The organism is Thermostichus sp. OS-CIW-26 (assembly GCF_054058395.1).
In genome coordinates this window covers 1-19,139 of record NZ_JBSSAG010000019.1, presented here as the reverse complement: position 1 = coordinate 19,139, position 19,139 = coordinate 1, and the positions used below count along the sequence as shown (strand labels likewise).

17 protein-coding genes are annotated in these 19,139 nt (G+C 59.0%); 6 read left to right on the top strand and 11 right to left on the bottom strand.

Annotated features, from left to right (window positions below):
- The first annotated feature begins 4 nt into the window (after nucleotides 1-4).
- A complete protein-coding gene (locus ACVW0C_RS08940) occupies nucleotides 5-826 on the top strand; it encodes a class I SAM-dependent methyltransferase (RefSeq protein ID WP_414342194.1) in 822 nt (273 codons plus the stop codon).
- Nucleotides 827-954: 128 nt separating this feature from the next.
- Here ACVW0C_RS08940 and ACVW0C_RS08935 read toward each other — a convergent pair whose 3' ends face one another.
- A complete protein-coding gene (locus ACVW0C_RS08935) occupies nucleotides 955-1,638 on the bottom strand; it encodes a hypothetical protein (RefSeq protein ID WP_148202667.1) in 684 nt (227 codons plus the stop codon).
- 166 nt (nucleotides 1,639-1,804) lie between these two features.
- Nucleotides 1,805-3,208: a chromosomal replication initiator protein DnaA gene (dnaA, locus tag ACVW0C_RS08930; RefSeq protein ID WP_457384986.1), complete on the bottom strand. Its 1,404-nt coding sequence runs from the start codon at nucleotides 3,206-3,208 to the stop codon at nucleotides 1,805-1,807.
- A 225-nt stretch (nucleotides 3,209-3,433) separates the two neighbouring features.
- Here dnaA and rpmH point away from each other — a divergent pair, with 225 nt between their 5' ends.
- The 5 genes from rpmH to ACVW0C_RS08905 all read left to right on the top strand — a co-directional run bounded on the left by rpmH (nucleotide 3,434) and on the right by ACVW0C_RS08905 (nucleotide 9,150).
- Nucleotides 3,434-3,574, top strand: coding sequence for a 50S ribosomal protein L34 (gene rpmH, locus ACVW0C_RS08925; RefSeq protein WP_011434477.1), 141 nt, complete (start codon nucleotides 3,434-3,436; stop codon nucleotides 3,572-3,574).
- Between the two features lie 93 nt (nucleotides 3,575-3,667).
- Complete coding sequence (rnpA, locus tag ACVW0C_RS08920) at nucleotides 3,668-4,069, top strand: ribonuclease P protein component (protein ID WP_414355543.1); 402 nt, start codon at nucleotides 3,668-3,670, stop codon at nucleotides 4,067-4,069.
- An 83-nt stretch (nucleotides 4,070-4,152) separates the two neighbouring features.
- Nucleotides 4,153-7,713: a chromosome segregation protein SMC gene (gene smc, locus ACVW0C_RS08915; RefSeq protein WP_457384984.1), complete on the top strand. Its 3,561-nt coding sequence runs from the start codon at nucleotides 4,153-4,155 to the stop codon at nucleotides 7,711-7,713.
- Nucleotides 7,714-7,801: 88 nt separating this feature from the next.
- Nucleotides 7,802-8,383 (top strand): Uma2 family endonuclease, encoded by a 582-nt coding sequence (locus tag ACVW0C_RS08910; RefSeq protein WP_011434474.1) that lies wholly within the window; start codon nucleotides 7,802-7,804, stop codon nucleotides 8,381-8,383.
- Between the two features lie 185 nt (nucleotides 8,384-8,568).
- The gene (locus ACVW0C_RS08905) at nucleotides 8,569-9,150 is read left to right on the top strand and encodes a Uma2 family endonuclease (protein WP_414382545.1); all 582 of its coding nucleotides are present in this window, start codon (nucleotides 8,569-8,571) and stop codon (nucleotides 9,148-9,150) included.
- Nucleotides 9,151-9,310: 160 nt separating this feature from the next.
- Here ACVW0C_RS08905 and rsgA read toward each other — a convergent pair whose 3' ends face one another.
- The 9 genes from rsgA to ACVW0C_RS08860 form a co-directional block, all read right to left on the bottom strand.
- Nucleotides 9,311-10,354, bottom strand: a complete 1,044-nt coding sequence (gene rsgA, locus ACVW0C_RS08900; protein ID WP_457384982.1) for a ribosome small subunit-dependent GTPase A — start codon at nucleotides 10,352-10,354, stop codon at nucleotides 9,311-9,313.
- Entirely contained in the window at nucleotides 10,351-10,620 is a 270-nt protein-coding gene (locus ACVW0C_RS08895; RefSeq protein ID WP_414329168.1) for a sulfurtransferase TusA family protein, read from the bottom strand. The genes rsgA and ACVW0C_RS08895 overlap by 4 nt, the downstream gene beginning before the upstream one ends.
- A complete protein-coding gene (gene dnaJ / locus ACVW0C_RS08890; protein ID WP_414329167.1) occupies nucleotides 10,617-11,801 on the bottom strand; it encodes a molecular chaperone DnaJ in 1,185 nt (394 codons plus the stop codon). The genes ACVW0C_RS08895 and dnaJ overlap by 4 nt, the downstream gene beginning before the upstream one ends.
- 130 nt (nucleotides 11,802-11,931) lie before the next feature.
- A complete protein-coding gene (dnaK, locus tag ACVW0C_RS08885; RefSeq protein WP_457384980.1) occupies nucleotides 11,932-13,740 on the bottom strand; it encodes a molecular chaperone DnaK in 1,809 nt (602 codons plus the stop codon).
- Between the two features lie 179 nt (nucleotides 13,741-13,919).
- Nucleotides 13,920-14,657 (bottom strand): nucleotide exchange factor GrpE, encoded by a 738-nt coding sequence (gene grpE, locus ACVW0C_RS08880; RefSeq protein ID WP_457384978.1) that lies wholly within the window; start codon nucleotides 14,655-14,657, stop codon nucleotides 13,920-13,922.
- A gap of 156 nt (nucleotides 14,658-14,813) precedes the next feature.
- The gene (locus ACVW0C_RS08875; protein ID WP_457384977.1) at nucleotides 14,814-16,475 is read right to left on the bottom strand and encodes a bifunctional metallophosphatase/5'-nucleotidase; all 1,662 of its coding nucleotides are present in this window, start codon (nucleotides 16,473-16,475) and stop codon (nucleotides 14,814-14,816) included.
- 40 nt (nucleotides 16,476-16,515) lie between these two features.
- A complete protein-coding gene (locus tag ACVW0C_RS08870) occupies nucleotides 16,516-17,736 on the bottom strand; it encodes a DUF445 domain-containing protein (protein ID WP_011434466.1) in 1,221 nt (406 codons plus the stop codon).
- A gap of 86 nt (nucleotides 17,737-17,822) precedes the next feature.
- On the bottom strand, nucleotides 17,823-18,743 hold the full coding sequence (locus ACVW0C_RS08865) for a hypothetical protein (RefSeq protein ID WP_457384975.1): 921 nt from the start codon (nucleotides 18,741-18,743) through the stop codon (nucleotides 17,823-17,825).
- A 134-nt stretch (nucleotides 18,744-18,877) separates the two neighbouring features.
- Entirely contained in the window at nucleotides 18,878-19,054 is a 177-nt protein-coding gene (locus ACVW0C_RS08860) for a hypothetical protein (protein WP_414424808.1), read from the bottom strand.
- Between the last annotated feature and the right edge of the window lie 85 nt (nucleotides 19,055-19,139).

Genomic DNA, 19,139 nt, shown 5'->3' with positions numbered 1-19,139 from the left:
TCGCATGCTCTCTTCGCTCTCTGCTTTGCCGGTTCACCTTTATCGCTGCCTGAGCTGCGGTCGGGAAGGGTTGACCCAATCACCAGGGCGGGAACAGGGATCCGTGGCAGATCGGGTTTATTGTCCCAGTTGTGGCCAAATTTACCCCATCACCGCTTCTGGGGCTGTGGATTTTATCGGCAGCTCATCGGACCTGCATCTCACGCCGGCCCAAGCCATTGCCCATCTGCCTGGGTTTGCCTGGGGCTACGATCGCCTCTGGCGGCCCTGGGCTCTGTCGCTGCTGACGGGGGAGAGCTTTGGGAGCGAGCGGGAGAGTCAACTGCTGGCCGAGTTGGTGGGGGAGGGGGATCCCATCTTGGATTTGGGCACTGCCGGGGGGTACTGGAGCCGCTTGCTCCTGGCCAAGGATCCACAACGGACGGTGATCGGCCTGGACAATGCAGCAGGGGTATTGGCGGAAGCCGCTCAACAAGCGCAGCCCCACTGGCAGCACTACAGCCTGATGCGGGCTCGGGCTGAACAGCTTCCCCTCGCCTCTGGAACTTTTGGGGCGGTGATCAGCGGGGCCACCTTGAACGAATTGCCTTTGGATCCCTGTTTGCGGGAAATTGCCCGCGTCTTGAAACCGGGAGGGGCCTTTGTCTCGATGCACAGCCAGCAGGTCCAGGGATGGGGGCAGATGGTGCAGCAATGGCTGGAAGCCACCGGCCTTCATTTTTTCTCGGAAACCCAGTTGCGCGAGCACCTTCAACAGGTGGGGCTGCAGTTGGAGCGTTATCTCAGCTTGGGTTGGGTGGCCTTTGTGCGGGCAGTGCGCCTCTGATCTGGGCTGGGTTGAGGTGGCCATTCATTGAGTCCAGAGCGGAGCCATCACCCAAATCCAAGTCGCGTCGATCCCCAGCCCTCCTCTTCCACCGGGAGAGGGCCTGGGAGTGAGGGCGAGAGCGCAGGCTAGGGGATCCACTCCAGCCCAACGCCAAAGCTAAACTCCCGATCCAGGGTCGAGTTGCGCAGGCTATAGCGAGCAGAAAGACGAAAGGAAGGGCTAATGGCGTAGGCAGCAGTGAGCTCCGCCAGGGTGGCCTGTCCTTCTTCCGGCTCCTGGGGGGCAACCCAACTGTAGCTGCCGGTCAAATCTACACCTCCCGGAGCCAAGGCCAAAACAGCAAAAGCCCCATAGCTAACTCCGCTGAGGCTGCGGTTCTTTTGTTCCAAAGCCCGATACCCCAGTTGTGGCGCCAGATTAAAACGGGATCCCATGGGGGCCAGAAAGTAGCGCATTTCCGACCCGTACTGGCGCACTTCGGGATGTTCGGAAGATTGGCGATAGTCACCGCTGAGGGTGAGGCGATCTCCCAGACGCAAGTCTTGTAGGCTGATTCGCCAGTGCGAAGAGGACTCAAAGCCGGCCTGCAAGCGGGTGGGCAAGACAGGGGTGTTGCGGATTTCTTCCAGGAGATGGGGCGGGTTTTGCAGCCAGCGGCGCAACACGGGGCTGCCTTCCAAAAGTTGGCTATCCAAGCCCAAATCCAAAGCGGCTGAGAGCGTGGCTGGCGCCGGATCCTGAATGCTGGCTTGCGTGGAATTGGCCCAAACTGGCCACCCAGGCACCAGTCCAGCCCAGAGGAGCAGCATACCCAGGGGAAGCCCTTTGCCAGACTGTCTCACCGCCTGCAACCCCATGCATCGCGTCCCTACTGTAGCCGCTTTCCGAGGGATTCTCCACGCAGACGGGCAAGGCTGGAGGTGCTCCACAGCGCGGCAACAACACCTCAAAGACGGCCCAGCGACAACAGAAAGCCTAGCTGCTCCGGCTGTTGGCAACCACCCGCAAGCGCTCGACCAATTTTTGCAGTTGCCGTTCAAATTGCAGACTTTGCCGCTGTAGCTGACTGACCTTTTCACAGCTATAGAGGACGGTGGTGTGATCTTTTCCCCCAAAGTAGTCGCCAATTTTGGGCAGGCTGAGGTTGGTGTAGTGGCGCATCAAGAACATGGCAATTTGCCGTGCTTGGCTGATGTCGCGCTTGCGGGAGGATCCCAGTAAACTGTCTCGGTCGATGCCGAATTCTTCACAGACCACATCGGTAATCATGTCGGCGGTGATCTCTTTCGGCTCGCTGGGGGGATTGAGGATGGGCTGAATCGTCTCTACACTCATCGGCAAGCCGGAAATGGAAACATAGGCGACGGCGCGGATCAGGGCGCCTTCCAGCTCGCGGATGTTGCTGGTGTAGGTGGTGGCAATGTACTCGATCACCTCTGCGGGCAAGTTCATTCCCTCGTACTCGGCTTTCTTCTTGAGAATGGCCATGCGGGTTTCGATATCCGGCGATTGAATTTCGGCAATCAGGCCCATCGAAAACCGAGAACAGAGACGTTCCTGCAGACGAGGGATCAAATGGGGGGAACGGTCGGCGGCCAGTACGATCTGTTTGCCGGACTCGTGCAGGGTGTTAAAGGTGTGAAAAAACTCCTCTTGGGTGTACTCTTTGCCTTCGATAAATTGAACGTCGTCCACCAATAAAATATCCACATCCCGATAGTGCTCCCGGAAAGACTGCATGCTGTCTCGCCGGATGGCATCGATTAAATCGTTGGTAAACCGTTCGGTGGACACGTAGAAGACCTTGGCGCGTGAATTGGCCTCCAGTTGGTAGTGGCCAATGGCCTGCATCAGGTGGGTTTTGCCCAGACCCACCCCACCGCAGAGAAACAGGGGGTTGTAGGCGCGCCCAGGCTTGTCGGCCACAGCCAGAGCTGCAGCGTGAGCCATGCGGTTGTTGGGGCCAACCACAAACCGCGAGAAGGAATACTTGGGGTTGAGATCCGGCGCCCGCATGGGCAGGCTGCCGCCGACTTCCAGTCCTAGGGTGGTGGAGGCAGGTAAGCTGCCGGCTCTGCCCGATGTTGTGGAAATCGCCCTTGAAGGGGGTTCTGCCTCGACAGAAGCGTGGGGGGAAACGGAAAACTCCACCTGCAAAGGGATCCCGGCTACCCGCTGCACCACCTCGGTGATGGTGGAAGCGTAGTGCTTTTGCAGCCAGCCCCGTGCCCATTCGCTGGGGGTACAGATGGTGAGGCGGTTGTCCACCAACGATTCAGCCCGCGCCGTTTTGATCCAAGCCTCAAAGGTTGGGCGGCTGAGCTGCACCTGCAGATGACACAGGGCTTCATCCCAGAGCTGATCCAGGGAAATATCCACACCACACACTCAGAGCGACACAGCAGAAGCCCAGAGGAAACAGCGGCGGCTTCCTCGACAGGAGCTTCGGGATTCCCAATTTAACTGCTCGGCGCGGGGTGGCCAATCTAGCAATTTTCCATTGAGTCTGCTAAGATTAAGCGTCTGCGATCAGTTTCAAGCGGGCTAATTTCGGTCTGGTCAGCTCTGGCAAATGATCTTGGATTCATAAGTTGGCTTCTCACCATGACTCAGCGTACCCTTCGTGGCACCAATCGCAGACGCATTCGCGTCTCTGGGTTTCGGGCCAGAATGCGAACGGCAACTGGGCGGCAGGTCTTGCGGCGACGGCGGGCCAAGGGGCGTTATCGCCTGGCGGTTTCCTAAGCCCTTTGGTCAGAGATTTGATTTGTCTTGGTTTTTTGGAGCGTTGCAGCCCAAAACTCGCTGACTTCTGGGGCAGACTCTCCTCGGTGCCCAATGTTGCCGGCTCCTCATCGATTGCGGGATCGACGAGCTTTTCAGGCGCTCTACCAGGGGGGCCAACGTCGTTCCGGTGCAGGCTTGACCCTGCTGTTTCAGCCGATGCCCGCAGGGTGCGAAGGGATCCCCAGCCAGGTGGGACTGGTGATCGGCAGAAAGGTGAGCAAATCTGCCGTAAAGCGGAATCGGCTGCGCCGCCAGTTGCGAGAAATCTTGCGCCCCCTGTGCCCAAACCTGAAACCCGGCTACCGGCTGCTGTTCATCTCCAAGGCAAACCTGCTGACCTACCGATGGCCGGAGCTGAGGGCAGAGGTGCATCGTCTTTTACAAAAGGCCGATCTGCTCGTCGGCACAGATGTAGACTCAACAGGTGCAGACTCAGATGCCAAGCCGTCCTAAGAAACTTGAGCTGCACAGGTTTTTGCTACCCATGCTAGCCTGTTGCCATCATCTGCCGGTGGTCACGCTAGATATGGGGTGTCATGTACGTCAAGCGGATTGAGCTGACCCGATTTAAGTCCTTTGGTAGCACAACCTCGATACCCCTGCTGCCGGGCTTTACGGTCATTTCCGGCCCCAATGGCTCCGGCAAGTCCAACATCCTGGATGGGATCCTGTTCGCGCTGGGTTTATCGTCCTCGCGGGGGATGCGGGCAGAGAGGCTTTTGGATCTGGTGCATTCCGGCAGCCTCAACGGCAATCGGCAGGTGGAAACCCATGTTTCTGTCACCTTTGAGCTGGGGCCGGGAGAAGATGGTCAGCCCAGGGAATGGAAAGTCAGTCGCCGGCTGCGGGTCAAGCCCGGAAAGGCTGAGGATCCCACTCGCGATAGCGGGACGGATTCTCTCCCCTACACCAGCACTTTCTACATCAACGATGTGCCCTGTACCCTGAGCGAGCTGCACGAACAACTGGAGGCGATGCACATCTACCCCAACGGCTACAACGTCGTTTTACAGGGGGATGTCACCAGCATCATTTCCATGCACCCCAAGGAACGGCGGCAGATCATCGACGAATTGGCGGGGGTGGCCACCTTCGACCGCAAGATCGCCCAGGCCAACAGCAAGCTGGAGGCGGTGCGGGAACAAATTGAGCGTTTTCGGCTCATCGAACAAGAATGGCAAGCTCAAGGAGAGCGGCTGCTCAGAGAGAGCGAAAAGGCCCAACACTATCAGCAACTGCGGCTGCAGTTGCAAACGCTGGGGCAGCAGCAACAGGTGTTGCTTTGGCGGCATTTGCAGGCCCAAGTGGAAGAAACCCAGGCGGCCATTCAGCAGCTTCTGGAGGTTCAGGAGCAGGCCACCGCTCAGGTGCAGACCTTGAGCGAGCATTTGCAGCAAGCCGAAGCCGCCCTGACCGAGTTGCAAAGCCGCATCCACGCCCTTGGAGAGGAGGAATACCTGCACCTGCAAGCCCAGATTGCCGCCGCCGAAACACAACGGCAACAGGTCAGCCAACAGATCGCAGCCTGGCAGCAGGAGATCGAGCAAGCGCAGCGCCTACATCAGGAGTGCCAAGCCCAACAGCAGCATCTGCAGGCGGAGCTGGAACACCTGCACAGCCAACAAGAGCAACTGGCCCAAGCCCAGGGATCCCTGCAGGCCCAGGTTCGGAAAGCCCAAACCAGCCTGGAACAGAGCCGCGAACAACTGCGCGCCCTAGCCCAATCCGCCGATGCCTGGGTGAAACAGCAGCGCTACCTCACCCGCCACATTGAGGAACTCCGCGCCGAACAGGAGCCTCTCCAACAGGAGCAAATTCGCCTGCAAGAGCGACAACGGCAACTGGAACGGCAAAGCCAAGAGATCCAGGCGGAGATTGCCCAGATCGAGGCGTGGCTGGGATCCCACCTGGCCCTCACCGCCGAGCTGGAACACACTTGCCGACAGTCGGAAGCTCAGGTTCAGACCCTGGCCCAAGAGCTGGCCCAACTGCAGGCCGGCCTGGAGTTGGATCGCGCCACCCACGAGCGCCTGGCCGCCGAGCTGCACGCCAAGCAGCGGCAACTGGACAAATGGGAAACCCGCCGCCAAGTGTTGCAAGAGTCCCAGGGATCCCGGGCGACCCAAGCCATCCTGAGTGCCCGTCTGCCGGGGGTTTTGGGGTTGGTGGCCCAGTTGGGGCAGGTGGATCCCCAGTATCAACTGGCCCTGGAGGTTGCAGCAGGCAACCGGCTGCACTTTGTGGTGGTGGAGGATGACACCGTGGCCGTGAGCGCTGTCAACTTTTTGAAACGGGAAAAAGCCGGACGCGCCACCTTTTTGCCCTTGAATAAGCTCCAGCCCACCCGCCCCCCCAGCCCCCTGAAATTGGACGGCCTGATCGACTACGCCATTCGTTTGGTGCGTTTTGAAGAGCGCTACCGGGATGTTTTCGGCTTTGTGTTCGGCTCCACCCTGGTTTTCCAAAGCCTAGAGCTGGCCCAGCCCCACATCGGCAAGCACCGCATGGTTACTCTGGAAGGGGAGCTGTTGGAAACTTCGGGCGCCATGACCGGCGGCAGCGCCCCCCAGCGAGCTGGGATCCACTTTTCTGCCGGCGAACCTTCCGAGGAGGCCGCCTTGCGCTCCCGCTTGGCCGAGCTGGAGGAACTGCTGGCCGCCCTCACCCTGCGCCTACAAGCAGCCCAAGCCCGCGAAAAACAACTGGCCCAAGCCCTGCTCCTGGCTCGCCAAGACGCCCTGCAAGCCCAGCAATATCTGGAGCGGCACCAAGCCGACTGCCAAAAGCAACAGGCCCGCCTGCAACACCTGCAGGGATCCCTGGCGCAAAGGCAAAGCGAAAGCCACCAGATCCAGCAGCGGCTCCAGCAGATTCAACTGCGCTGGGATCCCTTGCAACAGCGCCTAGCCGATCTCGCCCTCAAGCTCAGCCAACTGGAGGGATCCCCGGTGAACCAGCATTGGCAGCAACTGCAGCAGGCGGTGCAGCAGCAAGAAAGTCGCTTGGCAGAGCTGCAGCAGCAACTGGCCCAACTGGAGCGGCAACAGCAGGAGAACTCCGGCCAACAACACCTGAAACAGGCCCAAATCCAGCACCACCAGGAGCGCCTGCAGGAGAGCAAACAGCGCCAAGCCTATCTGCAGGAGCAGATCGTCCAAGCCCAAGCCACCCTTGGTCACATCCAGCAACACCTTGCCGAGCAACGGCAACAGATAAGCCAGATCGAGGCCCGACTTTCCCACCTGCGCCAAGAGCGAGATCGGCAGGAATTTCAACTGCGGGCCCAACAACAGCAAATCCAACGCCTGGAGTGGGAACGCTACAACGCCCTCACCCAACAACAGGAAAAAGAGGCTCTGCTGGCCCAACTGCAAACCCAACTGCAAGCGGTGGCCCAAGAGCTGCCGGATCCGCTGCCCGACTTGCCCGCCACCCTGACCTTAGACGAGCTGCAGCGGCAAAAACGCAAAACCGAAGAGCAATTGCGATCCCTGGAGCCGGTAAACATGCTGGCCATTGCCGAATACGAACAGACCCAAGCTCGCCTGCGGGATCTCAGCGCCAAACTGGAAACCCTGCACCAAGAGCGCACCGAGTTGTTGCTGCGCATCGAGAACTTTTCCACCCTGCGTCGGCAAGCCTTCTTGGATGCCTTTCATGCCGTCAACGGCCATTTTCAAACCATCTTTGCCCAACTTTCCGATGGGGATGGTCATTTGGAATTGGAAAACCCAGAGGATCCCTTCGCAGGCGGTCTAACCTTGGTGGCCCACCCCAAAGGTAAGCCGGTGCGCCGTCTCAGCGCCATGTCGGGAGGAGAAAAATCGTTGACAGCCCTCAGCTTTATTTTTGCTCTGCAGCGATTCCGCCCTTCCAGCTTTTACGCCTTTGATGAAGTAGATATGTTTTTGGACGGGGCCAATGTGGAAAAATTGGCCAATATGATCTGGCAGCAATCTCGTCAGGCGCAGTTTTTGGTGGTCAGTTTACGCCGCCCCATGATCGAAAAAGCTGAGCACACCATTGGTGTAACCCAGGCCCGCGGTGCATACACTCAGGTGATCGGCCTGACCAAACCCGCCCCTCACCCCAGTTAAGATGTGGCTTGGTTAAGAGCAGAGGGCAAATCCTGAGGTCCCATTAGACTCATTCTAAGAATGGTTTAGGAGTGTCCAAACGCCTGCCATGGTTGCTCTGACTCTGAATCTATCCCCCCTGACAACCCTGAGCCGAGCAGATTTTATTCGGCTTTGTGCCGCCAATCCTGACCTGAAGCTGGAGCGTACCGCTCAAGGAGAATTGGTTATCATGTCTCCAACCGGCGGGGAAACCGGCCACTGGAATGCCGAAATCACCACAGACTTAACCCTTTGGAATCGGCAATCGGGCCGAGGGAAAAGCTTTGATTCTTCCACCGGATTTTCCTTGCCTTCAGGCAGCGACCGCTCCCCTGATTTGGCCTGGATCCCGATTGAAAAGTGGGAAGCTTTGGATCCCTCAGTCCGTCAAGGATTTTTGCCCCTGTGCCCCGATTTTGTGGTGGAGATCCTCTCGCCCACCGACTCTTGGATCCAAACTCAGGCCAAGATGCAAGAATACATGGACAACGGCTGCCGGCTGGGGTGGCTGCTGGATCCCAAGGCCAAGCGGGTGATGATCTACCGACAAGGGCAAGCGCCGGAATTGGTCGAAGATCCGGAAACCTTATCGGGAGAGGACGTGCTGCCGGGCTTCACCTTGCCCATCCGCAAGATCTGGTCGGCTTGATATGAGTAGCTTTCACGGATTTACGATCCCTGATACAGCTTTTTTCCACACCCTTAACCCAGCCAACTCTGATGGATCTCTTGCATGACAGGGATCCCACGCAATTGCAGAACTCTCCCAACCTTGGAAACAGCTGCAGTAAAAATGTTGAGCGATAGGCCAAAAACAGGCGGAGTCACACTACCATGGCTGCTCTGACTCTGAATCTATCTCCCCTGATAACCCTCAGCCGAGCAGATTTTATCCGGCTTTGTGCCGCCAATCCTGAGCTGAAGCTGGAGCGTACTGCCCAAGGAGAATTGGTCATCATGTCTCCAACCGGTGGGGAAACGGGCAATCTTAACTTTGAAATTGCCGGGGAAGTTTATGTTTGGAATCGGCAATCGGGCCGAGGGAAAAGCTTTGATTCTTCCACCGGATTTTCCTTGCCTTCAGGCAGCGACCGCTCCCCTGATTTGGCCTGGATCCCGATTGAAAAGTGGGAAGCTTTGGATCCCTCAGTCCGTCAAGGATTTTTGCCCTTGTGCCCCGATTTTGTGGTGGAGATCCTCTCGCCCACCGACTCTTGGATTCAAACTCAGGCCAAGATGCAAGAATACATGGACAACGGCTGCCGGCTGGGGTGGCTGCTGGATCCCAAGGCCAAGCGGGTGATGATCTACCGACAAGGGCAAGCGCCGGAATTGGTCGAAGATCCGGAAACCCTATCAGGAGAGGACGTGCTGCCGGGCTTCACCTTGCCCATCCGCAAGATCTGGTCCACCTGACATTCTACGGTCGTTTTATAGTCATTTTAGACAGGAATGAAACATTTGTGCATTGGTTCCTAACTCCCCTCTCCCAAAGGAAGAGGGGCTGGGAGTGGTCGCAGAAGCTGCACGGAATGCTTGAGGAGTGTCTCAATCTAGTTTGGAATGACTATAGTCCTCAGATTGGGGTCTTTCGCGCAATTCTGGCGAGACTGGGATCTTGGCCAGGCTGGATAAGGCCCACCGATGCCTTTTGCACCTGCTGGACTTCTTGCAAAAGCTGCAAGTAAAAAGTCCGTCGTTCCCAATCCAGATCTCGGAGCCCACAGCCCGGCTCTCGATGGTGCAGGCAATCGCGAAACTGACAGGCGCCCAAGCGATCCCTTACTTCGGGGAAGCACCGTATCAACTGCAAAGGATGCACCGGCGGGATCCCTTCGCCAGCATTGAATCCCGGCGAATCGGCGATCCAACCGCCTTCCGGCAAAGGAAACAGCTCCACATGGCGGGTGGTGTGCCGACCATGGCCCAAACGTCTGGAGACGGCCTGAGTGGCCAGCCGAACGTCCGGCAGCAGCCGATTGAGCAAGCTGGATTTGCCCACCCCGGAAGGGCCTGTCACCACCGAGATCTGATCTCGACAGCACTGTTGCAACTGGGGGATCCCAGCTTGGGTGTGGGCACTGACCAACAGAGGCTCATATCCCCACCTCTGCAGACGCTCCACCCAAGTTGTCGCCACTTCTGGATCCACGCAGTCGCATTTGTTCAACACCACCTGAACCCGCAGTTGGCTGGCCTCGGCTTGCACCAGCAGACGACTGAGGGCGTTGGGCTCAGGGTCGGGCTCGGCCAGGGCCACCACCACCAGAACTTGGGTCGCGTTGGCAATAGCGGGTCGAGGCAGCTGAGTGCGCCGCGGCAGGATCGCCTCGATCACCCCCCGCTCCGGCCAGAGGTCGGCGGCAGCAGGCGGCAAGCGCACCTCCACCCAGTCCCCCACCATCACCTGCTGACCCATTTTTTTCAGCTTGGCCCGACTGGTACAGAGAATCTCTGCCGGCGTGGGCTTTTCAACCGGAAACCGAGCCGGGATCTCGGGAAAGAGGGCAGCCAAACTTGGATCGATACGCACGCGATAAAAGTTGGCCTGCGCTGCTCGCACCCAGCCGGTACAACTGGATCCCGGATCCCCCTTTCCTTCTGGTTTCACCGGGCTCATGGCGACGCAGGCGTGCCGCGACGCACCCAGAGAATGTAATGGCCTTCGGGGGAAGCTGCCTGTCCCTCAATCCGATGCCCGGCCATGGCTAGACTGTTGGGCACCTGCTCCAGAGGTTCTCCCGCATCCAGCCACAGCTCCAGCAGTTCTCCAGGAGCCATGCGCTCCAGGCGCAGCTTCGCCCGCACGTAGTTAAGTGGGCAAGGGATCCCGCGCTGGTCAAGGATAAACTTGACCTCTTCCGACGAAACAGCCTCTGCAGTCATTCTTCCTCACGCTCCCGGTTGCCAGGCATCTGGGCCAGCCCCCGCAACAACCCGCCCAAGAAACCATCCCGCTTGTTGATGCGTTCTCCGTGCAGCTCAGCCAGGCGCATGAGCAATTCCCGCTCTTCTGAGCTGATGCGGGTGGGGATCTCCACCACCAAGGTGATTTGGTGGTCGCCCCGAGACATCGGGTTGCCAATGCGAGGTACCCCCTTGCCCTCCAGGGTCAGCACTGTACCCGGCTGGGATCCGGCTGGGATGGTCAGCTCCACCTCCTCCTCCAGGCCGGCTTTCGAGTCCACGGTGGGCACAGAGACCTTGGCCCCCAAGATGGCCTGCAAATAGCTCACCCGCACCTCCGAGAGAATGGTCAGGCCATCTCGCTGGAAGTCGGGATCCGGTTCCACAAACAGGTAGACGTAGAGATCCCCGGGCGGGCCACCGCGTCGACCGGCATCGCCTTCCCCGGAAACCCGCAAACGGGTGCCACTGTCTACACCGGCTGGGATGTTGATGCGCAGTTTCTTCGTGGTTTGGGCCAAGCCCTCGCCGTTGCAGTTGTAGCAGGGCTCCTCCAACACCTGACCGCTGCCACCACAGGTGGGACAAACCGAGACCTGGGTAAAGTTGCCAAACGGCGTGCGGGTTGCCCGTCGCACCTGACCACCGCCCCCGCAGGTGGGGCAAGTTTTCACCTCCGTACCGGGCTTGGCCCCGCTGCCCCCACAGACATTGCAGACCTCCAGGTGGCTGATGCGAATTTGCTTTTCGCCGCCGAAGATGGCTTCCAGAAACTCCAGTTTTAGGTCAAAGCGCAGATCATCGCCCCGTACCGGCCCCTGGCGACTGCGGGCATAGCTGGCTCCTGCCCCTGCAAAGTTGGTGAAAAAGCTCTCGAAAATGTCGGCAAAGCCACCCATCCCCGCAAAATCCTGGAATCCACTTGCTGCCGCAGCAGCTCCACTCAAACCCGCTTCTCCAAAGCGATCGTAGCGGGCTTTCAGCTCATTATCAGAGAGCACCTCATAGGCACGGTTGATCTCTTTGAAGCGCTCCTCGGCGCCTGGCTCCTTGTTGACATCCGGGTGGTACTTACGAGCCAACCGTCGATAGGCGCGCTTGATCTCCTCTTTGGAGCTATCGCGGCTAACCCCCAAGATTTCATAGTAGTCGCGAGCCATAGAAGCGCTTCAGAAGAGGCTAAAGATCAAAACATCAGACACACTTGAGATGCAACTTATCAGGCAGCACAACCGAAGCAGACCTACAAGGCACCGGAGCTGGGGGAGAGCAAGCAGTTGCCTAGAATCCTCAGCGAGCTCCATAGATCTCGCTACCCATCTCCAGCAGGACAGCCCGCAGTTCTTCCATTGCGTTCCGTAAAGTTGCTAAGTCTACGTTATCATTTGCCAGCAATGCCCTCAATGTGCCCGCCACTTGAGCCCCCCGCTGGATTCGAGCTTCGCTGAGGCGATTGCCATGCTCCTGCAGGGTTTTGTCGTAGTTGTAGAGCAGGCTATCTGACTGGTTGCGGGCTTCCACCAACTGCCGCCGGCGCTGATCTTCTTCGGCATAGGCCTCCGCTTCCCGACGCATTCGCTCGATCTCGCTGCTGCTCAAGCCACCGTTGTTGGTGATCTTGACGCTCTGCTCGATTCCTGTCCCCTTTTCCCGAGCCGAGACTTTCAAGATCCCGTTGGCATCGATGTCAAAAGAAACCTCGATCTGGGGCACCCCACGGGGAGCCGGCGGGATCCCGGTCAGTTGAAAGCGGCCCAAGGTCTTGTTGTCTTTGGCCATGGCCCGCTCTCCCTGCAGGACGTGAATCTCCACCACACTCTGGCCATCGGTGGCAGTGGAGAAAATCTGGGTTTTACTGGTGGGAATGGTGGTGTTGCGCTCGATGATGCGGGTGAAGACTCCCCCCAGCGTTTCCACCCCAATCGAGAGAGGGATCACGTCCAGCAGCAGTAGATCTTTCACTTCTCCACCCACCACGCCTGCCTGGATGGCAGCGCCAAGGGCCACCGCCTCGTCCGGGTTGACGGAGCGATCTGGGTTTTTTTTGAAGATTTGCCGAATTTTCTCCTGGACAGCGGGAATACGAGTAGAGCCGCCCACCAGCAGCACGCGGTCGATGTCTGCAGGGGAGAGGCCAGCATCCTGCAGCGCCTGTTCTGTAGGCTCCACGGTGGCCTCCACCAGATCCCGCACCAACTCCTCAAACTTGCCGCGGGTCAGCTCCACTTCCAGGTGCTTGGGCCCCGAATCGTCGGCGGTGATAAAAGGCAGGTTAATGAGTGTAACCTGGGTGCTGGACAGCTCAATTTTGGCCTTCTCGGCAGCCTCCCGCATCCGCTGCAGGGCCATGCGATCCCGCGAGAGGTCGATCCCTTCCGTCTCCAAAAACTGACGGATGAGCCAATCGACAATTCTTTGGTCGAAATCATCTCCCCCCAGGTGGTTGTTGCCGGCAGTCGCTTGCACCTCAAACACGCCGCTGCCCAGTTGCAGCACCGAGACGTCGAAGGTGCCGCCACCCAAATCGAAAACCAGAATGCGCAGGTCTTGATCTTGTTTGTCTAGGCCATAGGCCAGGGCGGCTGCTGTCGGCTCGTTGATGATGCGCAGCACCTCCAGGCCGGCAATGGTGCCCGCATCTTTGGTGGCCTGCCGCTGGGCATCGGTAAAATAGGCGGGAACGGTGATCACGGCTTGGGTCACCGGCTCCCCCAGATAGGCCTCCGCATCGGCCTTCAGCTTTTGCAGGATCATGGCGGAGATCTCCTGCGGAGTGTAGGCGCGATCTTGCACCGCCACTTCCACCATGTTGTCTCGACCGGGGATGACCTTGTAGGGAACCCGCCTCCGCTCATCTTCGGTCTCGGCAAAGGTGCGGCCAATGAAGCGTTTGATGCTGAAGATGGTGTTTTCGGCATTGGTAACCGCCTGGCGCTTGGCCAGTTGGCCCACCAAGCGGGTGTTGTTCTTGGCAAAGCCGACAATGCTGGGGGTGGTGCGCCCTCCCTCGGCGTTGGTGATCACAACGGGCTGACCACCTTCCAAAACCGCCACGCAACTGTTGGTGGTTCCCAGGTCAATCCCGATGACTTTACCCATAGCCCCCTCTCCCCGTGCGCCAAGTCTCAACCCAAGAACGCGATTCCACGGATCTTAAAAGCATTCTGCCCAGAATCCCGCTGAAACCTTCAGACGTTGCTTTCGTCTCCGTAGCTTTACTGTAGCGTTTCTGAGACTGCTCTGGCTCTGTTTGTCAAGGTTCAAGTGAGCAAGTTCGGCTAGGAAGGTTGGGGGTTTTGGGGAGAGGCAGGAGTGCTCTCCGGGCCGGGTTCGCTGGTGGCCTGGGCTGGCGGGGATGGTTCAGAGCTGGGGCTGCCCGCCGAGACGGCCACCATGGCATGACGGATCACCAAGTCCCCCAACTTGTAACCTGGCTGATATTCGATGGCTACCACATCCTCGGGATAGTCTGGGCTGGGCTGACGGGCTATGGCTTCGTGCAGGTTGGGGTCGAAGGGCTGGCCCACCGATTTCATGCGGGAGACGCCCATCTTCTTCAGGCATTCCACCAGCAGGCGGTAGACGCTCTGGTAGCTGTTGTGCAACTCCCGCTCGCGGTCGGTTTCCAGCTTCAGCTGCTGCTGAGCCCGCTCAAAGCTGTCCACAACAGGCAAGATCTCCAGCACAAATTTCTGCCGTTCTTTTTGGCTGAACTCTTCTTTTTCCCGCTGGGTACGCCGCCGGTAGTTTTCAAAATCGGCGTAGAGGCGCAGGTAGGCGTCTTCTTTCTCTTTGAGTTGCTGGCGGACAACTTCCAACTCGTGCTGGAGCTGCTTGAGAGCTTCACCGGGATCTGGAGAAGGCTCAGCTGCGGTTTCTTCGGAGGAGGTACCGGCTTCTGCTTCGCTATCTTCCAAAATCAGCTTCTCCAGCTCTGCCTCTACGTCGATCTCTTCTTCCTGTAGTTCAGGATGGGTATCTTCTGGGGCCATCGGTTGCTTCTCTTCGGCAGTCATGGGCGATGTCGGCAAGTGTTAGCAATGAGCAGTGACTCGGATATCCCCAGTTTGGCAGTTTCAAAACCGCCGCTGCACTCAGCCAAACCAGGCTCTGTGTTGATCGTATTCTACCGGGTTCTCTTTCAGCCAGTTGAAGTCAATATCTTTTCTTTCCTAGCCGACCAGCAGATGTTCCCGTGGCCGGCCCAGGCAATCGGGGAAGTAGATCTTGGCCAAGTCGGGGATTAGGCGCCAGTTGGGGCTGTAGATGGGTTGAATGGGGGAGTGGGTGTGAATATAGTAGACCAGAAAGTCGCGGATGCTATCGGCTGAGATCCACAGGGTTTGGGCTTCTTGGAACATGCTGTAACCGCCGCCGCCGCCGGCTCGGTAGTGGTTAATGGCCAGGCGAAAGGTCTGTGCTGGTTCCACCGGCTGTCCGCGGAATTGTAAGGTCACCAGGCGCTTTCCTACGGGGCGGGTGAGATCGAAGCAGTAGTCGATGCCGTGGTAGAGGTCGAAGGTGTAGCCGCGGGCTTCGGGGGCCACGACGGCAGCAGGATCGGCGGGAAGGTGATTGGGATCCAACTGGCGAAAATAGCCGGCAGTCTGTTCCAGGGCGCGCCGCAGAATATCTCCGGTGATCTCCAAAACGCAGAGGGTGTTGTCGTAGACGGTGAGGCTGTAGGCATCTTGCAGGGAGATGGGGCCTGCTGACAGGCCGGCGCTGCTGCAGATGTTGACCAGGGAGAGCTCTGCGGGGAATCCTGCCTCCCGCACTGCTTGCAATTGGGCCTGATGGAGCAGCTCTGCCAGAGGGTTGGCCCCCAGACGGGCTGCCAGACCGCCGCTATAGGCAGAACGGGCTTGGCCAATGGGCTGACGGATGTAGCGCAGGGTGGCTTGATGATAGGGCTCTGTCAAGGCCAAGAGTTCGGGATCGGGAGGGATCCCTTCGGCGGAGAGGAGCTGTGCGCTTTTGCTGATGATTTGCCAGCGGCTGCCCTGGCGCTCCAGCTCCAGGGATACCTGGGAGAGGTGGCTGCCCCAATAGCCGGGCTGCACCACTAGAGCTGGGGATCCCCCCAGACCGGCGATGGTCTGGTGGGTATGGCCGGAGAGGATGACGTCAATGCCGTCCAGCTCGGCCAGGGCCAACAGTTCGTTTTCCCCTGCCAGGCTTTTGTTGCTGCACCAGCCGGAGCGATCTGGGTTGTGCCAATGCTCAGGGGTGCGCAGGGGGGGCAATTGGTTGGGGCCGCTGTGCAGGATCAAGATCAAAACATCCACCTGAGGTCGCAGCAGCGATAGGTAGTGTCGGGCGGTCTCCAACAAGGGGGCAAAGCGCAGCCCCGCAATGTAGTCGGGTCGCTCCCAGGTGTCGATGCGGGGGGTGGTCAGCCCTAGCAAGCCAACGCGAACCCCGGCCAATTCCCGGATCAGGTAGGGCTGGAAGAGGGGATCCCCATTCTGGCGGAGGATGTTGGCACAGAGCACCGGACAGCGGAGATCGCCGACAAAATCCCGGAGAACCTGAAGCCCAAAGTTAAAGTCGTGGTTGCCAGGGGTAAAGGCGTCGTAGCCCAAGGCGTTGAGAGCATGAGCCAAGGGGTGAGGGGAGACGCGCTCCACTTGCGCATAGTAGCTGCCTAAAGGGGATCCCTGAATGGTGTCGCCGCTGTCGATGAGCAGGACGGGATCCTCACTGGCTGCTCGCACGCGCTTGATGAGGGTGGCCAGCTTGGCTAAACCGTGCTCCGCAGGGATCCCGGTGAAGTAGTTCCAGGGATGTAGATTGGCATGGAGATCCGAAGTGTGGAGAATTGTTAATCGCATTCTCATATCATAGCCAAAGTCAAAGCCCAACCCAAACTCGTCAGCCCAGCAAGAACAGCACCTGCACACAGCCCACCAAAAAGCCGAGGAGGCCGCCTAAGTTGACGATGGCCTGGAGTTCTTGGCGCACAATCTGCTGGATGGCCTGCTCCAGGTCGGCAGGGGAGGTGGCGTTGACTTTATCGGCAATGACCTGATCCAGGTTCAACACCGGGATCACCTGCATCATCAGGGATTCGAGATCCCGTTCTAGGTAGCGCTCCAAGACCAAAGCCAGGTCGGCGCTGATCTGGTCGATGGAGGTGATCAACGCCTTGGAGTTGCGCAGGCGTCCCAACACCAGGCTGGCCACTTTTTCCCAATCGATGGTCTCCCCCAGCCCTTTGATAACCTCTGGCCCTTGGCTGCGCAGGTAATCTTGAATCCCGTCGCGGAGGGCACGGCGCAACTGACGCACGGCGGAAACCGGCAGGTTTTGCAGCGAGAGGTTCTGCAGGATCTCGGTCAGGCGGCGGGAGGCGTTGATGTCTTTGAGCAGATCTTCCAAGATGGCTTCTGCCCCTTCCGGCTCTTCTAGACAATAGGTGCGCAGGCGCAACAGGGCATTTTTCAGGCCGAACAAGTTGGCCACCACCCAGTAGGAGCCGGTCGCTCGTTCACGAAACTCCTCGTCAAGGGATTCGATGTTGCGATCGGTGAGAAAGTCCACCAAGTTCTGCCGCAACACCTTTGGGGGCAGCGCCTGCTTCAGGATCCACTCCGAGAGCTGCTTAGCCTGCTCGCTGCTGAGGCGCAGCTCCAGCAACACTTGGTCGAACAGTTGGTTAATGGGCCCTTCCAAAAAGGTTTCTTGACGGGCAAGCACCTTCACCAGGCGGGGCAACGACTCGTTAAACAGGTCGGCTAAAATGCGCGCCAACACCTGAGCAGTTTGCTGCTGTTGCTCAGGGTTTTGCAGCCGATCCAGGGCTACCCCCAGCAGCCAGCGGATCCCTGCTTGCATGCGCTCGGTTTGCAGCAGCTTGCGGGCCAGATTGTGCAGTTCCTCCGGCGTGAGCAGGGATCCCATGATGGTCTTGGCGATCTGCTTGGCCAGACGGGGTTGGTTCTGCGGGATCAGGCCGGGGGTAAAGGGGATGCGCCAGCCGAAAACCCGATAGGGGCGGTAGGGCCGGAACAGCATTTTGATGGCAATGTCGTTGGTGAAATAGCCGATCACCAGCCCGGCCAGCGGGGGCACAACGTAGATCCAGAAGGCCATGGAACCAATGGAGGGGGCTCTCTTCTACTCTACCGAGCTGCCCCGAGTCACTTCAGCCAGCCACAGGGCAAAAGAGCGTTGACCAGTTATTGGATGATCAGGCTATCGGTCAGTTCCAGCTCCACCAGCGTATTGGGCTGCAGCGTCACCACCCGGTCAATATTGGTACTGCCTGCCGCAGCGCCGGCCAAGCTGCCGGCCAAGATCGGCAAAAAGCCCCATCCCCCTGTGAGAATTCCCAAGGCCAACCCACCTGCTGCCCCATAGCCTGCCCCGCGGGCTACAGTTGTGCCGACATCGGCGTTGCGATCCAACCCGACTGGTAGCGGCGCAGATTGGCCTCTCACCAAGTAGGTGGAAGAGCCGATGGTGAGGCGGTTGGCCACAAAGCGGCTGCCGACGACCCGCTCTTGGGGATCGGCGCTCTCCGCCTCCCGGCCAGACAACTTCAGTTCTCGGTAAACCGGCTCAAAAGTGCCCCACACTACACTCCCTGCCGGGATCACCACCTGGCCAAAGCGATCCACCACCGGCTCGGAGACTTCCAGGTGGCCGTTGATGGCCTGGTAGGGCTGGAAGGTGATGGGGCGGTAAGCCGTGAGGAGAATACGGGTGCCGGCAGGCAGCTCGCCCCGCGTGGCTCCAGGGAGATCCCCACCTGGGCTGAGGTCGGGCCGACGTTGATAGGAATAGGCCTCGCCTTGGGGGGGGTGTCCACCTGGGGCCGCTTGAACGGGCACCACCGGGATCGGATCCAAGGCCGGAGCCGTGGGATCCAGCGGCATTTGCGGCACCTGAGGTATCGGTGGCAGGGCCGTGGCAGAGCCGGGGGAGGGCGGAGGGCTCAGCAAGGGCAGGGTAGGGACGGGATCCCCCCTGGGGGGCACCGGCTGAGGGGTGAACTCGAACTGCTGAGCAGCAACCGGGGTAACGGCACCGGCTATCAACACCCCCCAAAAGGAACTCCTCTGCAACAAATGCAGGAACGGCTGCAAGGTTGAGCTCATGGATCCCATCCAGTCGCAACTGGCAGTAGCTTAACATCCTGCCCCGCTTGTGCCCACTAGATTTAGTAGGTATTAAGGGATCGGAAGCTCTTAAAACACTATTGAGCCTGTTCGAGGTCTGGATCGAGTTTTCCCTAGGGGCTGGGGGAAGGAGAAGGAGTCGGTCCGCCGGGATCCCCTGGCTGGGGGGCTGGGGATTCTGGCTTAGGAGACTCTGTAGCCTCACTCTCCTGAGCCTCGGGGCTGGACTCCGGCTTGGGTTCTGCAGGAGACCGTCCTTCTGGAGAAGGAGAAGGTGAAGGCTGATACATTTACGCTGAACACTGCTGAACATCACTGTTCAACTATGCAGCGATAGCATTCTGTTTGTTTCCATTCGCGTTAGCGGGACGGAGT

Bases quoted from the DNA above. Each gene is read 5' to 3' on its own strand.
- ACVW0C_RS08935 (WP_148202667.1), bottom strand. From the start codon at position 1,638: ATGCTGCTCCTCTGGGCTGGACTGGTGCCTGGGTGGCCAGTTTGGGCC.
- ACVW0C_RS08905 (WP_414382545.1), top strand. From the start codon at position 8,569: ATGGCTGCTCTGACTCTGAATCTATCTCCCCTGATAACCCTCAGCCGA.
- grpE (WP_457384978.1), bottom strand. From the start codon at position 14,657: ATGACTGCCGAAGAGAAGCAACCGATGGCCCCAGAAGATACCCATCCT.
- dnaK (WP_457384980.1), bottom strand. From the start codon at position 13,740: ATGGGTAAAGTCATCGGGATTGACCTGGGAACCACCAACAGTTGCGTG.
- ACVW0C_RS08875 (WP_457384977.1), bottom strand. From the start codon at position 16,475: ATGCGATTAACAATTCTCCACACTTCGGATCTCCATGCCAATCTACAT.
- dnaJ (WP_414329167.1), bottom strand. From the start codon at position 11,801: ATGGCTCGCGACTACTATGAAATCTTGGGGGTTAGCCGCGATAGCTCC.
- ACVW0C_RS08865 (WP_457384975.1), bottom strand. From the start codon at position 18,743: ATGAGCTCAACCTTGCAGCCGTTCCTGCATTTGTTGCAGAGGAGTTCC.
- ACVW0C_RS08895 (WP_414329168.1), bottom strand. From the start codon at position 10,620: ATGACTGCAGAGGCTGTTTCGTCGGAAGAGGTCAAGTTTATCCTTGAC.
- ACVW0C_RS08860 (WP_414424808.1), bottom strand. From the start codon at position 19,054: ATGTATCAGCCTTCACCTTCTCCTTCTCCAGAAGGACGGTCTCCTGCA.
- smc (WP_457384984.1), top strand. From the start codon at position 4,153: ATGTACGTCAAGCGGATTGAGCTGACCCGATTTAAGTCCTTTGGTAGC.
- rpmH (WP_011434477.1), top strand. From the start codon at position 3,434: ATGACTCAGCGTACCCTTCGTGGCACCAATCGCAGACGCATTCGCGTC.
- ACVW0C_RS08910 (WP_011434474.1), top strand. From the start codon at position 7,802: ATGGTTGCTCTGACTCTGAATCTATCCCCCCTGACAACCCTGAGCCGA.
- rsgA (WP_457384982.1), bottom strand. From the start codon at position 10,354: ATGAGCCCGGTGAAACCAGAAGGAAAGGGGGATCCGGGATCCAGTTGT.
- ACVW0C_RS08940 (WP_414342194.1), top strand. From the start codon at position 5: ATGCTCTCTTCGCTCTCTGCTTTGCCGGTTCACCTTTATCGCTGCCTG.
- rnpA (WP_414355543.1), top strand. From the start codon at position 3,668: ATGTTGCCGGCTCCTCATCGATTGCGGGATCGACGAGCTTTTCAGGCG.
- ACVW0C_RS08870 (WP_011434466.1), bottom strand. From the start codon at position 17,736: ATGGCCTTCTGGATCTACGTTGTGCCCCCGCTGGCCGGGCTGGTGATC.